Origin of the sequence: Colwellia sp. MB3u-45, assembly GCF_014077005.1 — a bacterium.
GTDB lineage: Bacteria > Pseudomonadota > Gammaproteobacteria > Enterobacterales > Alteromonadaceae > Cognaticolwellia.
The window spans coordinates 196,633-211,183 of record NZ_JACGVC010000053.1; the positions used below are offsets into that span (position 1 = coordinate 196,633).

Consider the following 14,551-nt stretch of genomic DNA (forward strand, 5'->3'; position numbering starts at 1 on the left):
AGCGCGATCGTGCTGTTTTAGTAAGAATAAAAGGGAAGATTAATGACACAATTCAATAACGTCAGTATTTCATCAGTGGCCAGTATTTATTTTGATGGCCAAGTGACGAGCAGAAAAGTCACTTTTGCAGATGGCTCGACTAAAACCTTAGGCATTATGATGCCGGGTGAATATACTTTTGCCACTGCAGAAAAAGAATTAATGGAAATTCAACAAGGTACGCTTAGTGTACTATTGCCAGGTAGTGATACGTGGCAAACCATTACCGCCAATCAAGCCTTCAATGTGCCTGCCAATGCATCCTTTGATGTTAAAGTAAGTGAATTAACCGACTATTGCTGTTCGTATATTGCTGAGTAATATGCATTAGCAGTTAAAAAAGCGAATAACGATTAAATAAGGGTCTTTGACCCTTATTTTGATCTCACCTAAAATATCCTATTGTTCTGCGCTTAACACCACCATATCGTCACGGTGAATAACCACCTTACTGGGACAACAACCAAGCAGAGCCGCAATATTGTCACTTTTACTGCCTTTAATTCGCTGTAAATCTCGCGCATTATATTGGCTGATACCTTTGGCGATCTGTTGAGCATTTTTAGCATCATAAATATCAATACAGTCGCCGGCTTGAAAGTCGCCGCTAACCTCAGCCACTCCGGATGGTAACAAAGACGCTCCTTGCTTGGTTAACGCACTGACAGCGCCAGCGTCTAATAACACCTTGCCATTACTTTTTAAGGTGTGCTTTAACCAATGTTTGCGGGCCCGTGTTGCCCCTTGTTGAGCGATAAAGTGCGTACCTGGGTTATCACCACGTAAAATTTGTGCAAATACTTCGCCACGACTGCCGTTTAAGATATAAGTGTCAATACCATTTTCTACCGCTTTTTCTGCCGCTTGAATTTTTGTTTTCATGCCGCCGGTAGCCAAAGGATTGTTGGTGGCGCCAGCCATGGCATAAACTGCCTCGTCGATTTTGGTGATAACAGGAATTAATTTAGCTTGTGGATTTAAGCGGGGATCTGCTTCAAAAACGCCATCAACATCACTTAAAATAAATAAACTGTCTGCTTCACTGACCAAGGCAACTAATGCCGCTAAGTTATCATTATCACCGACTTTTAACTCTTCTGTGGCCACAGTATCGTTTTCGTTAACAATAGGAATAATGCCATTGGCTAGTAATATTCTTAAGGTGTTTTTAATATTAATATAACGTTGGCGATCTTTTAAATCACCATGAGTTATCAAGAGCTGACTGCATGGCACATCAAAAAAACGTTGCCAATTCGCCATCATTTTCATTTGTCCAACAGCAGCCATTGCCTGTTTAGTAGGAATTGAGGGGTTGGGAGAGCCGTGCACAATCAAACTTCTGCCCGCGGCAACACTGCCAGATGAAACCAAAATAACTTCTTTACCTGCTTGCTGGCATTGAGTAATAAAGCGAGCAATACCAAGGATATATTTACCGCTACAGCCATTGGCATCTGGAGCCACTAAAGCACTGCCAACCTTTATCACCACACGTTTAAACTTCATGATAACCCCCTATTTTGTATTTGCTTAGCTTGCCTTGAAAAGTAGTTGATATGCAATTAATTTATATCTATATCTGCTATTTTCTCATGCTTTATAGCATTAGCTCTCTTAAACCATTATTTTGCTATGTTAAAATTGTAATTTACTCGGCAAAAACCCGTAGTAATAAATTTATGATGCGTTTTTAGCCAACTAGCTTGTTCTATGCTAACACCAAGGAGTATTGAAGCTAGCGTCAACCTTACGTTGAAAAACTAATGACAAATATCATTTTTTTAGCTTTCATTACCATTTCAAGCTGCACGACAAATAAAGCCAACCTAAGTTTTTTGTCGCCTATCATATAAGTTTTTAACGATTTTTACTGAAAATAAGACTAAAACCCATTAAGATTATAAGCAGTAATTATCATCTTGAAAGTTTTGGTTTTTTATATGTTACATTTTTTACCTGGCCCAGTTATTGGCTGTATCTCTGTTATTTTGTATATTGCCAACACTATACTCTGGCTTATACCCATACTTATATGCTCGCTACTAAAGGCATTAGTGCCCTTGAGTCAATGGCAAAAATTCTTCAGTTATTTACTGGATCAGTTGGCGAGCAATTGGGTGCTCTGCAATACCTTTATTCAAAAAGTATTCACCAAAACAAAAATAAATGTCACGGGTTTAGAAAAGTTAAAAATGAAAGACTGGTACCTGGTGATTAGTAATCATCAGAGCTGGATTGATATCCTAGTATTACAACGCGTTTTACACGGTAAAATACCCTTCTTAAAGTTTTTTTTAAAGAAAGAGTTAATTTATGTCCCTTTGCTGGGCTTGGCTTGGTGGGCGCTCGATTTTCCTTTTATGAAACGTTATAGCCAACATTTTTTAAAGAAAAACCCGCACCTAATCGGTAAGGATATCGACACGACAAAAAAGGCTTGTGAAAAATTTAAACACAAACCCGTGAGTGTGATGAATTTTATAGAAGGCACACGCTTTACAGCAGAAAAACATCAACAACAGCACTCGCCTTTTCAACGACTATTAAAACCAAAAGCTGGCGGTATTGGTTTTGTCCTGCAAGCAATGAAAGGTAATCTAAGTAAAGTGGTTAACGTCACTATTTACTATCCTGATGGCACACCAAAATTGTTTGATTTTTTGTCAGGAAAAATTAAACAGATAAATATTGCCATTGAAACTCAAGATATTGATGAGTCACTCAAGGGGGATTATGTTAATGATCGGGCTTATAAAATTCAGTTTCAAAAGTGGGTTAACCAACTTTGGCTTGATAAAGATAAAAAAATGCTCCAACTTGAAGCACAAGCTAAGAAGGATATGTAATGCAGGTTATAATCACCTCATGGTTAACTGAACAAGGTATTCAGGCGCCATACATAACCTTAAGTAGTGTTGTTATTGGTTGTTTGTTAATTTTACTATTCTGCAGTGTTAGTTTTTATATTGCGAAAAACTATGTACTTGCGGTTATTCATAAATTAATTAGCACATCAAAAAATACTTGGGATGATCACTTATTTGATCATCAAGTATTTTCACGTATCTCCTTGCTGGTGCCTTTTGTCTTATTGTTATTACTGACGCCATTTTTCTTAGAGGCAGAGTCTTTGCTTGCCGTTGTTCTCATGGTATTTGCAAAAGTTGGCATTTGCTTTCAGGTCGCGCGCAGCATTAGTGCATTACTCAATGTGATCAATAGTCTTTATCAACAAAAAGCTAGCGAACGCTATTTACCATTAAACTCAACCTTGCAAGTGATTAAACTTGTGGTGTATTTAGTGGCAACAATACTGGCAACTTCGCTACTATTAGACCGTTCACCACTCTACTTACTCAGTGGTTTAGGTGCGTTAACTGCGGTGTTAATTTTAGTATTTCAAGATACGATTAAAGGTTTAGTGGCGAGTATTCAAATTTCAGCTAACAAAATGGTCGCCCCGGGCGATTGGATTGAGTTACCCAAATATGGCGCTGATGGCGATGTTATTGAGATAGGGTTAAACACAGTAAAAGTGAAGAATTTTGATAATACCGTCACAACAGTGCCTACTTATGCCTTAACTAGCGACTCATTTAAAAACTGGCGCGGTATGCTAAATTCAGGCGGTAGAAGAATTAAACGCGCTATTGTTATTGATCTTAGCAGTATTAAATTTTATAACTCAGAACAGCTTGAAACGTTAAAGTCAGTGCAACTTATTGCGAGCTATCTTGCTGACAAGCAAACTGAAATTCGCCAACAAGCGGCACAAGAAGTCACAGGTAATACCAATACTGCCGCCATAATAAACACTCGACAGTTAACCAATATTGGCACCTTTCGAGCTTATATCAGCGCCTATTTAAAACAACATCCAAAGGTGCATCATGAGATGACCTGTATGGTCAGGCAACTACACGCAACAGAGGTTGGCTTGCCGCTGGAGTTATACTTTTTCAGTAGTGATCAAGATTGGGTTAACTATGAAGCGATACAAGCAGATATATTCGACCATCTATATGCTGCCGCGCCACTTTTTGATTTAAGAGTGTTTCAACACCCCAGTGGCTACGACTGGCAAAATGCTAATGCTAACGCATAACGCCAAGGCTAACGCTGACGCATAACGCCAAGGCTAACGCTGACGCATAACGCCTTCTTGCATAGTAGAGGCAACTAATAAACCTGCACGGTTAAATATTTGTCCTCTTACTAGGCCACGGCCACTACTCGCTGACGGGCTATCAATACAGTAAAGTAGCCATTCATCGATACGAAATGGGCGATGAAACCACATGGAGTGATCTATCGTGGCCAGTTGAAAATTTGGCTGCCAGTAGCTTACTCCATGTGGAAATAAAGCCGTTGGCAAAAAAGAAAAGTCTGAAGAATAAGCTAATAAATAGGTATGGATACGAAGATCATCAGGTAAGTTACCATTAGACTTTATCCACATATGACACTTAGCGTCAGTTCTTTCTGGTTTTAGCCAGTTATACTGCTCGACTGGTCTTGTTTCGATCGGTTTTTCAGATAAAAATTTACCACGGATTTCTTCTGGAATAGACGCTTGATGGTCGAAAATAAAATCTGTATATGACTTTAACTCTTCAGGACCCGGCACCAGTGGCATAACATCTTGGTGATCAAAACCCTGCTCATGCTGTTGAAATGAGGCGGTCATGTAAAAAATAGCCTGACCATTTTGAATAGCGTTGACACGTCGAGTGCTAAAGCTGCGGCCATCACGAATATTTTCTACTTGGTAAACCACAGGTTTAGTGGCATCGCCCGGTCTTAAAAAATAGGAATGGAATGAGTGCACATTATGAGTTACTGCCACAGTCTCTTGTGCTGCTGACAATGCTTGCCCCATCACTTGGCCACCAAATAAGGCTTTAAAGCCTAAATCTTGGCTTTCACCGCGATAAATACCTTGCTCTATTACTTCTAGTTTCAACAACGTAGAAAGATCTTTTAATACCTGACTCATAAAAATATAACTCTAATTAATCGTGACCAATTAAAAGCATTATAACCTGCTATAGCTTTAAACATAACGTACTAAATTTTTAAACCCGCACTTTTGAAACAATATTAGTAATAAATCATCTCAGGCCATTAACAAAATGGTTAGCAAGTAGTAACAATTTAACTATTGATATTGACAAAAATCTCAGCTATGTTGTTATCATCTAAGCTATGTTTTTATCAATAGATACATGATATTTATAATATTATATCCTAGCAATGTATCGTAACAATGTAAAAAAAGAGGCTATTGTGCACGCAGTTTTTGAACGAGAAGCATTACTAGAAAGACGTCAATATACGCCGCAGCAATCAAACTTGTGGGATAAATTGTCGCTGGCACAAAAATTTGCCACCAATAGTCTGGCACAATTTGGCTATGACCTATCTTTTATTCGTCATAGTAAATCTGGCAATATCGCCATTTTGTTATGTGATAATAATGCCGCAACGATTGCTGATGATGGTGAAATTAGTACCTTGCCCAGTATTGTCATTAGAGCCTAGTTCAAACCGTTATCCAAATATCCAATAGCGGCTCTTAAAAGTGGCTTTTTTGTTGGGATTAAAAATAAATGCGTAATGATCTGCTAATAGCATTTATTAAATTAACTTCTACCGCCAGCAAGTAACATTCCTACCCTGCTATTTTTCAATATCAGCACACTCACTCAATCGAGAAAGAAAAACATAGGGATCAATATCCTGAATACTGGGTGCTGCAATTGAAAAAATAACGTTAACGGAATAATCGCCTAAGTTAGCAAAAAACCGGGTTTTTATTGCCTGCTTTATACGGGTAAATTTAATCAGTACTTGCTCCGGCGTTTGATGTGGACACAAAAACAAGTATTCCCCATCACTAATAACACCCGCATAGTCTTCTGCATCAAGATTTTCGTTAATAATAGTGGCCAGTACCTGGCTAACATCAGCCAACACTTTCCGGTTAAAGCGAAAACTGAGCTCTTGCCAGTTTTCAACCTTTAAATAGGCGACTGAAATATTATATTGGTACTTTCTTGCCATTTTATATTGCTGTTGATACCAACGTTTAGTTTGCACCGCTTGGGTTAAATGAGTTTGGGGCAACTCTATTTCATCGTAATTATGATTAAGCTGTTTACGATGCGCTTGAAAAAAGCAATAAATGATAAAAAGTAAGCTACAACTTAGCATGCTAGCAAGCAATATAATCCATAGCTGTTGGCGATGATACTTCTCACTAAACGCTAAACTCAGTTGGCTTTGTTCCGCTAAATTCAAGGCTAATTTTTTGGCTTTATTACTGGCCGATGTAGCGATGGCCGCTAATGAATTTTTTACACTGACATTTGGATACAATGCTTGATACAGGGTGAGATAATGCTTTTGTGCCTCGATTGCCTGCTCAAATAGCTTTTGTTCGCTGTAGTAGTCTGTGAGCAATAAAAATAAAACTATTTGTTGCGGCGACAAGACGACATTTTCGGCTAAAGACTGAGCAGAGAGCAGCATAGTATCAGCTTCTGTAGGCTTATCTAAAGCATACAGCACTCTTACTAAAGCAATTTTCGCCGATAAATTAAACCGTACTAAGTTATGTTGATTAAAAACTGCGTGGGCATTTAGCAAGCGCACTTCTGCCAACGTAAACTGCTGCTGTTGATACAGCACTTGCCCTAAACCAAGTTCTGCATAGGCGGCGCGAATAGGTAAATTATACTGCTTGGCAAATTGTAGCGACTGCCAAAAAGCATTATAAGCGTCATTATATTGCTGTAATTGGTAATAGGCATTAGCCACTAAATGATAGCTGCGGGCAATACCTGCTGTTCTTGACATAGTTGTACGTAATTGTAATACGTGATTAAGCAATTCTACCGCGTTGTTATATTCTGATAAATAAAAATGCGCTTCAGCAATAATTTCTAAGAGGGTGATCTGGTCAACACTTTGCTGGTTCTGGCTCAGTATACTTTCCACTTTAGTTAACGCTTTTACTGCCAAAGCGTAGTCATCATTTAAGGCATAAGCCACCACTGAATAAGCCAGTGCCTGCAAATGATAATTCATATTACTGGCTTGATCAGCCAACCATGCCGCTGTTTGTGAGGTTTCTCTTAACTGAATATATTTGCCTTGAGCATAATAACCACGGGCAATTTTCAATAATAAGTCTAATTGTAAATCGACATCAGTCGGCTCTGTTTCGCTACCATATTGGGCAAATTGCAATGCTACTGACAAGTCACCGCGATTAAAGGCAACATCTGACAACAAGGAAAATGCCTTGGCAACCCTATCATGACTGTATTGATCTGGGTTATTTACCACGGCTTGTGCAACGTCAACCACATCTTGACTAATCAATAGCTCTTTATCTTGCAGATAATAAGCATCAAGCAATTGCCGATAGTTTTTATCCTTGCTTATTGAGTCGGCTTGAGCCGTAAGCAAAAGGCAAAAATTTATTAAAATACCCAACAGCATTCGTTTCATTGAACCTTGACTTCCTATTCTGGGTGAGAGACTGTTTATCTTTCAAGGTTAAAATTTATACCATGTCATAGTTCAAATGCAAGCCTAGCTTTGTGGCAATTTTGTGCTCGGCTTGTCGCTTTATTCGCTTGGCTAATCACTTAATGAAATGGGCATAATACTGGCGCCTATAAAAACCTTCCTAGCTTGTCTGAATATCAAATCAAGTAGCTTAACTATAATCGCACTTGACGTTATAAAGCACAAAACAAGCACAAAGCCAGTAAAAATCCGAGACGAGAAATGACGAATAAAAGCGCCGAAATGGCTCAATGTAGATACAAGCATAGCTTATCTTAAGCTATCACTTCGTCATCACAATCTCTAGAAACTGTGTCTGCTATGTTATCTTTTGTTGTGGATTAATTTACGCTTGATAGCTCTTCCTGCTGTTTAGCCTTTTTGTTGGCAACATATTCCATCATTACATTTTCCAACATGGATAAGGGCATCGAGCCATTTTTCAAGACTTGATCATGAAACTCTCTCAAATCAAAGTCTTGACCTAAGGCTTGCTCAGCTATTTTACGCAGTTTTTTAATGGTTAATTCGCCCATTTTATAAGACAAGGCTTGGCCCGGCCAAGAAATATAGCGGTCAATTTCAGTTTTAACGTTGTGCAGCGATAATGCCGTGTTATTCGCTAAATAGTTCATCGCTCGCTCGCGGCTCCAACCCTTCGCATGCATGCCCGTATCAACCACCAGTCGACAAGCTCGCCACATTTCATAAGTTAATCGGCCAAAGTTACTATAAGGGCTTTTATAAAAGCCCACTTCTAGGCCCAAATACTCAGAATAAAGCCCCCAACCTTCGCCAAACGCTGAGATATAAGTATTATTTCTAAATTTAGGCACATTTTGCATTTCTCGGGCAATGGAGCCTTGTAGATGATGACCGGGCACCGCTTCATGTAAGGTTAACGCCTCTAAAACATATAAGGGTCGACGGTCTAAGCGATAAGTGTTGACCCAATAGTTACCGGCCTGATCATCTCGTGATGGTCCAGAGTATCGTCCCGTGGTGTATTTAGGGGCAATGTTAGCGGGCACCTCAATAACGCCGTAAGGTGTGCGCGGTAAGGTTTTAAATAATTTAGGTAATTGAGCATCCATTTTTTTCGCTATAAATGAAGCTTCTTTTAACAAGCCTTCTGGGCTTGTGGCATAAAATTGTTTATCGGTACGCAAAAAATGGACAAAATCAGCAAAGCTGCCGGTAAAGTTTAATTGCTGAATAATATTGTCCATCTCACTTCTGATCCGCTTCACCTCGGCTAAACCTGTGTTATGCACTTCATCAACGGAAAGCGGCAAAGTAGTGTAATGCTGTAACCGATTTAGATAATAATTTTCGCCATTAGGTAAAGAGCTAGCGGCAATATTGCTTCTAGCATTGGGTTGGTAATGTTGCACCATATAATCATAGTATTTTTGGTAGCTTGGCATAACACTGCCTAAAATAATGTCGGCGGCTTGTGCTTGTAGCTCCAATTTAAGTGCTGGGGGGAAATAGGCCGGTAGGGTTAAAAATGGCTGATAATAGCTGCTTAATGTCGCATCTGTTTTTATAAAAGCTTGAATCGATTCTTCAAAACCTTGTAAGACTATTTTAGGTTGGGTGATACCCGCTTCAATGCCTTTATCCATCCAGTACATTTGCTGAGAAAAATATTTTTCTAAAGCGCCTAGTCGAGTGAGGTAGTCACGATAATCTTGTTCAGTTTTAAAACTTACTTGGCTTTTTATACGGCTGATCCAAACATGAAAGCCTGACTCCGCCGTTAGCGGCATGTAATGTTCTTTGTTGGTATAACTATCCAATTGATTTTTAATGGTATAGGACAACACCGCATGATTAATGACCTCATCTTGCTGAAGACCTTGAACGGCAACCTGTGCTAAACGTTGATCAATAGCAAGTAACGCTTGATGCTGCTGCCTAAGGGTGTCGGGTGATAAATCAGGTAATTGGCGGTTAGTTTCGCCAGCAGTATCTTGATTAAATGGGCTTTGCAGATCATTAAAGCGCTGATAGTCTTTAATGATCTCTGCAAGATCATGGTTCACTAAGCTCACTTGAAGCTTGGGTGACTGACACGCCATAACAAAAAGAAATACAAATAGGGTGATTGAAAATACTTTCATGACAAGATCTCAAAGATTAATTTACACAGGAAACTCAATAACTAAATACCATAACAAAAGATAAGTATTTATAAAGAAAAGTTTTCTCTGACAGGATAATTTTCTTGTTGTGCTTATATACAAAACTTAACGGCTAGCGACAACATCTCAAGATAGCTGCTTGTGTCAGTTGACAAAGGCTGAGTTGCACAGATTATTGTTGCGAATTAAACACATCTGTGCAGGCAATACTAGATTAAAAACAACACGATAGACGGCTAAGATAGAACAAAGACAAGGCTAGCGCTTTATTACCAAAAGAGTTAAGTTATAAATAAGCCTTTAATAGCTTACCTGCTGCGAGTTAAGTGAACAATAAACCAGTATAATTAGCTTTATTGTTGTTTTTAATACTTTTTATTGTGGTATTTTCACTAAAATTATTACAGAATAGCTTTCCAGCTATTATTAGCGAATGCCGTAGATCAAAGGTTGGAATAATGAAGTACCATGATTCTATAGTAACAGCCGAAAAAAAAATGCACGCCGCCATCAAGCAATTGCAGCTATGGCATATAGCAGCGACGCCAATTAATTACGCGGTGAGTTACGGCTACCTCAATAAACATTCAAAAGCACTTAATGCCGCCATTGAAAAACAATTAGCTGCGGTTAAAAAGCTTGATAACTTCTTTTTAGAACAAATATATAGCCAATATATTTTAGTGCAAAGTGCCTTTCGAGGTGAGTTAATTGACGATCTTGATGAAGTATTAATCGATTTACAAGCCAATAGTCAACAGTCTTCCTCTTGCACAAAACGATTAGTGACTCAATTAGATGATAATATGGTGCGTTTAAACTCGACTGATAAAGACGAAATATTTATTGCGATTAAAAAAATCCGCCAAACAACTCAAGAGTTCAAACTTGCACAAGAAAAAATTGTTGAGCAATTACTGGTCTCAAAACAGTCAACTGAGGCATTGCGCTCAGAATTAGAAGATGTAAAAAAAGAAATTTATTTAGACCCTTTAACTAGATTATATAATCGTAAAGCTATGGCAAAGCATTTAGAGCTTTGGTGCTCTGCTGATCCTGATCAGCAGGTGGCGGCGATAGTCATTAATATCGATCAATTTTCTCAGATGAATGAAAGTTTGGGGCCACTGATCAGTGACGTGTTATTAACAAAAATAGCTAATAAAATTAGCAGTTACGTCGATGAAAGTGGCTTACCGATAAGATCGGCTGGCGATGAGTTTTTGATCCTACTGCCAGATGTTGAACGCAGCATGGCGGGCGAAATTGCTGAAAAAATTCGACAAAGTATAGAAAAATTAAGATTTATCAGCAGTAAATCAGGTACTCGTTTACCACAAATAACCCTCAGTATGGGGGTCAGTGATTATAATGTCGCCACGAGTGCTCATAACATCATTAACCAGACCCGTGCACTGATTAACCAGCAGGCTAATCGCCGAACTAATTTCGTTAGTATCGCCAATAGTTAACCCAGTGTAAGCTCGCTAATGAGTTCGGCGAGGTTTTTCTCTGAAAATACTTTTATGCCATTTGCTCTTAAGATAGTGGTGGTAATACCTTGCCCCGCTATCTTCTGTTGATTGAACTGGCCATTGTAAATACTGGAACTGCCACATGACGGACTAGATTCTTTTAATAGTGCATAACGAATATTATGTTTTTGGCAGAGCAATAACGCCTGATTAGCACCTTGTTCAAAAGCATGGGTAACATCATGACCCATAATAGTTTTCACGATTATTTTTCGCCAATAATTCGAATTTCTGCGGGCGCTCTTGGTGTGGTTAATCCGCCAGCTAACTCAGGACAAATAACCACCAAGCGTTGCTCTTTTTTCCAAGCTGTCAGCGTGGTGTGAGTTAATAAATTATCTCCACCATCATATCTGACTTTATTGCCTAAAAAGCAGCTACTGATGAGGATTTTTTCCATTAATTTTTAACCCTATATTTTTAAATTACTATCATGCTGTGATTAAATAACATTGACTGAAAGTCTACTAAGATCCTGATGACAACAGCAGCTTAATTTCCTGCAGTCCAGTGCGGTCTTGCGCTGTAATACACTCGAGCCAACATGCATGACTGTACTCTTCAAAGTTGAGTAAAAACTCATAGTTACTATATTTTATTCTTAAACAATACAGGTCTGCACCTTGTAAAACCTCCAACACTGTTGCCGATACACTGAGTAAAATATGATCAATAACGGCTGTTTTATCATCCATTGTCCATTCAACATTAAAACTAAGCTGTAAAGTGCTCGGATTTATTTCCTCAACATTGATGATTTCTATATTATTTTTTATCTGCATACCATTTTCTTCTTAGTTTAAGTTTAGTTAAGTTAACCGTAATCAGTTGCTTAAAACTTGTCTTAGCGTCACAAAATATTAGATAAACTTTCATCCTGATACGATCGTAAAAAAAGCCACGACAACAGTATACTTTTTACATATAATCAACTGAGGATCCTTTAAAAATTATTGACCAAAGAGAGATAATATTTATGAAAAAATTTACTTTAGCCATTGCTGCTACTGTTATGATGGCTTCACCTGCATTCGCTGGTGACGCAGCTGCGGGCAAAGCAAAAACTGCCATGTGTTCAGCTTGTCATGGTGCTGCGGGTATTTCCGCTATTCCAATGTATCCGAACCTTGCCGGCCAAAAAGAAGCTTACCTAGCTCAGCAATTAAAAAACTTTAGATCAGGCCAACGTAAAAACGCAGTAATGGGCCCTATGGCGATGGCATTATCTGACGACGATATTGCTAACATTTCAGCATACTACTCAAGCCTTAAATAACCTTAATTTTTGAGGTTAAAAAAGCGCTATTAGGCGCTTTTTTTGTGTCTGTCTTTTCTTGCCGCTTTCTCTCGCTTAGGTTTTAGTTTTGGTGCTGTTTAATCAAAGAGAGAAACGGTTCACCATAGCGTGCAAGCTTAGTGTCACCTATACCACTGACATTAAGCATTTGTCTTGACGTTAAAGGTTTTACTCTGGCCAATTCAGCTAATGTGGCATCGTTAAAGACAATAAACGGTGCTATGTCTTCAAGACTCGCTATTTCTTTACGCAATGATCTTAGCTTAGCAAATAAGGCTCTATCGTAGACTTTATCGCGTTTATTGCCTTGCCAATAGCTCGCTTTTTGTAAACGAGGCGTGGCCAACATCAGCGGCTGTTGTCCTTTTAAAACCCCACCGGACGCTTGTGTTAGACATAAGTTCGACTGAGCAGCGATATCTTGTTGTAAATAGCCTAAATGAATCAATTGCCGTACGATTGAAAACCAATAGCTGGGCGTTTTGTCGCTGCCAATACCAAAAGTTGATACTTTGTCATGACCCAAGGCAATAATTTTATCATTAAGTTCGGCCCGTAAAACTGCCACCACATGCTCAACATCACCATTGCCTTCAATTCTATAGACACAAGAAAGCACCATTTGTGCCGCTTTTGTCGCGTCAAATTGACTCGGAGGATCCAAGCAAATATCACAGTTACCGCAACTTTTTTCAGTAAACTCGGCAAAGTAGTTTAATACCACTCTACGCCGACAGGTTTGCGCATCAATAAAACCTCGCATGGCTTGAAAACGCTGTAACTCAACGTTAACGCGTTGTTCATTTTCACCTTCTGCAATACGTTTGCTAATACGTTCAACGTCTTTTTCATCATAAAGAAAAAGCGCCTCTGCGGGTAAGCCATCACGCCCAGCACGACCTATTTCTTGATAGTATGACTCTACTGTTCTTGGGGGCTCATAGTGAATAACAAAACGGACGTTGGATTTATTAATGCCAAGCCCAAAAGCCACTGTTGCTACCACTATCTGAATATCATCTTTGGCAAATTTATCTTGAATAATATTACGAATGTCAGACTCTAATCCGGCATGGTAAGCCGCACAATTAATGCCCGTTTGTGCTAAATTTTTCGCTAGTTTTTCAACTTGCCAACGGCTATTGCAATAAATGATGCCACATTCGTCTTTACGCTTGTTGATATAACCCATAACTTGTTGCTCACCTTGATATTTATCTGCCAAGGTAAAACGAATATTAGGTCGGTCAAAACTATCAAGGTGAATGTAGGGATCATGCAAAGCCAATTGTTGTAAAATATCTCGGCGTGTTGTCACATCCGCTGTTGCGGTTAACGCCATCACAGGCACATGCGGAAAGTTTTGCTTTAGCAGATGCAATTGTGTGTATGCGGGGCGAAAATCATGTCCCCATTGCGATATACAATGAGCTTCATCAATCGCAAATAAACTGATGTTGAGTTGTGATAAACCTTGAATAAAATAATAATTTTTCAGCCGTTCAGGGGCAACATAAAGTAGCTTTATTTCACCTTGACTTAAACGTCGAAATATAGTGTTAATGGTCTCAGTGTCGAGTGAAGAATTTACATAAGCCGCTGATATCCCTTGATTAACTAGGCCATCAACTTGATCTTTCATTAATGCAATTAAGGGGGAAACAACAATAGTGATACCCGGCATTAAGGTTGCTGGCAGCTGATAGCACATTGATTTGCCGCCACCGGTGGGCATTAATACTAAGCTGTCACGGCCCTGAAGTGCATAATTAATAATGTCTTCTTGGCCGGCACGGAAGCTCTGATAACCAAAATGATGTTTAAGAGCTTCAGTTAATCTTGTAGGGGAAGTGGCTTGCAACAGACAGTCTTCATTGGGTGAAATCGACCGACATTTTAACGTAGTAACAGCTTTGTGCGGAGATTTATTTTCAATATCAGCATAATTATTGTTA

The 14,551-nt window shown here is 38.9% G+C and carries 12 protein-coding genes and 1 pseudogene; 6 read left to right on the top strand and 7 right to left on the bottom strand.

The features are described from left to right. The first annotated feature begins 42 nt into the window (after positions 1-42). On the top strand, positions 43-360 hold the full coding sequence (locus H4J41_RS16035) for a pyrimidine/purine nucleoside phosphorylase (RefSeq protein ID WP_182137150.1): 318 nt from the start codon (positions 43-45) through the stop codon (positions 358-360). A gap of 78 nt (positions 361-438) precedes the next feature. Here the strand turns inward: H4J41_RS16035 and proB are convergent, their stop codons facing one another. Continuing rightward, positions 439-1,548 carry a glutamate 5-kinase gene (proB, locus tag H4J41_RS16040; protein WP_182137151.1) on the bottom strand — a complete coding sequence of 370 codons (1,110 nt, stop codon included), beginning with the start codon at positions 1,546-1,548 and terminating at the stop codon, positions 439-441. 434 nt (positions 1,549-1,982) lie between these two features. On the opposite strand from proB, the gene H4J41_RS16045 reads away from it, so the two are divergent. Next, positions 1,983-2,888 carry an acyltransferase gene (locus H4J41_RS16045; RefSeq protein WP_182137152.1) on the top strand — a complete coding sequence of 302 codons (906 nt, stop codon included), beginning with the start codon at positions 1,983-1,985 and terminating at the stop codon, positions 2,886-2,888. Further along, positions 2,888-4,147, top strand: a complete 1,260-nt coding sequence (locus H4J41_RS16050; RefSeq protein WP_182137153.1) for a mechanosensitive ion channel family protein — start codon at positions 2,888-2,890, stop codon at positions 4,145-4,147. The genes H4J41_RS16045 and H4J41_RS16050 overlap by 1 nt, the downstream gene beginning before the upstream one ends. Positions 4,148-4,180: 33 nt before the next feature. Here H4J41_RS16050 and tesB read toward each other — a convergent pair whose 3' ends face one another. Further along, positions 4,181-5,038 carry an acyl-CoA thioesterase II gene (gene tesB, locus H4J41_RS16055; RefSeq protein WP_182137154.1) on the bottom strand — a complete coding sequence of 286 codons (858 nt, stop codon included), beginning with the start codon at positions 5,036-5,038 and terminating at the stop codon, positions 4,181-4,183. Between the two features lie 290 nt (positions 5,039-5,328). On the opposite strand from tesB, the gene H4J41_RS16060 reads away from it, so the two are divergent. Then, positions 5,329-5,583, top strand: coding sequence for a hypothetical protein (locus H4J41_RS16060; protein ID WP_310649813.1), 255 nt, complete (start codon positions 5,329-5,331; stop codon positions 5,581-5,583). Positions 5,584-5,721: 138 nt separating this feature from the next. On the opposite strand, the gene H4J41_RS16065 is transcribed toward H4J41_RS16060, so the two are convergent. Both H4J41_RS16065 and H4J41_RS16070 read right to left on the bottom strand, forming a co-directional pair. Then, positions 5,722-7,557, bottom strand: coding sequence for a hypothetical protein (locus tag H4J41_RS16065; RefSeq protein WP_182137155.1), 1,836 nt, complete (start codon positions 7,555-7,557; stop codon positions 5,722-5,724). A gap of 401 nt (positions 7,558-7,958) precedes the next feature. Continuing rightward, positions 7,959-9,743 (bottom strand): DUF885 family protein, encoded by a 1,785-nt coding sequence (locus tag H4J41_RS16070; RefSeq protein WP_182137156.1) that lies wholly within the window; start codon positions 9,741-9,743, stop codon positions 7,959-7,961. Positions 9,744-10,222: 479 nt separating this feature from the next. Between H4J41_RS16070 and H4J41_RS16075 the strand changes: the two genes are divergently transcribed. Beyond that, a complete protein-coding gene (locus H4J41_RS16075) occupies positions 10,223-11,236 on the top strand; it encodes a GGDEF domain-containing protein (RefSeq protein ID WP_182137157.1) in 1,014 nt (337 codons plus the stop codon). On the opposite strand, the pseudogene H4J41_RS16080 reads toward H4J41_RS16075, so the two are convergent. Continuing rightward, positions 11,233-11,699, bottom strand: a pseudogene (locus H4J41_RS16080) (DUF523 domain-containing protein). The gene H4J41_RS16075 and the pseudogene H4J41_RS16080 sit on opposite strands and share 4 nt — an antisense overlap. Positions 11,700-11,766: 67 nt before the next feature. Next, the gene (locus H4J41_RS16085; protein ID WP_182137158.1) at positions 11,767-12,081 is read right to left on the bottom strand and encodes a DUF3630 family protein; all 315 of its coding nucleotides are present in this window, start codon (positions 12,079-12,081) and stop codon (positions 11,767-11,769) included. 194 nt (positions 12,082-12,275) lie between these two features. Here H4J41_RS16085 and H4J41_RS16090 point away from each other — a divergent pair, with 194 nt between their 5' ends. Then, entirely contained in the window at positions 12,276-12,575 is a 300-nt protein-coding gene (locus tag H4J41_RS16090; RefSeq protein ID WP_182137159.1) for a cytochrome c, read from the top strand. Between the two features lie 82 nt (positions 12,576-12,657). Here the strand turns inward: H4J41_RS16090 and recQ are convergent, their stop codons facing one another. Continuing rightward, entirely contained in the window at positions 12,658-14,460 is a 1,803-nt protein-coding gene (recQ, locus tag H4J41_RS16095; RefSeq protein WP_404842459.1) for a DNA helicase RecQ, read from the bottom strand. Positions 14,461-14,551: the final 91 nt, after the last annotated feature.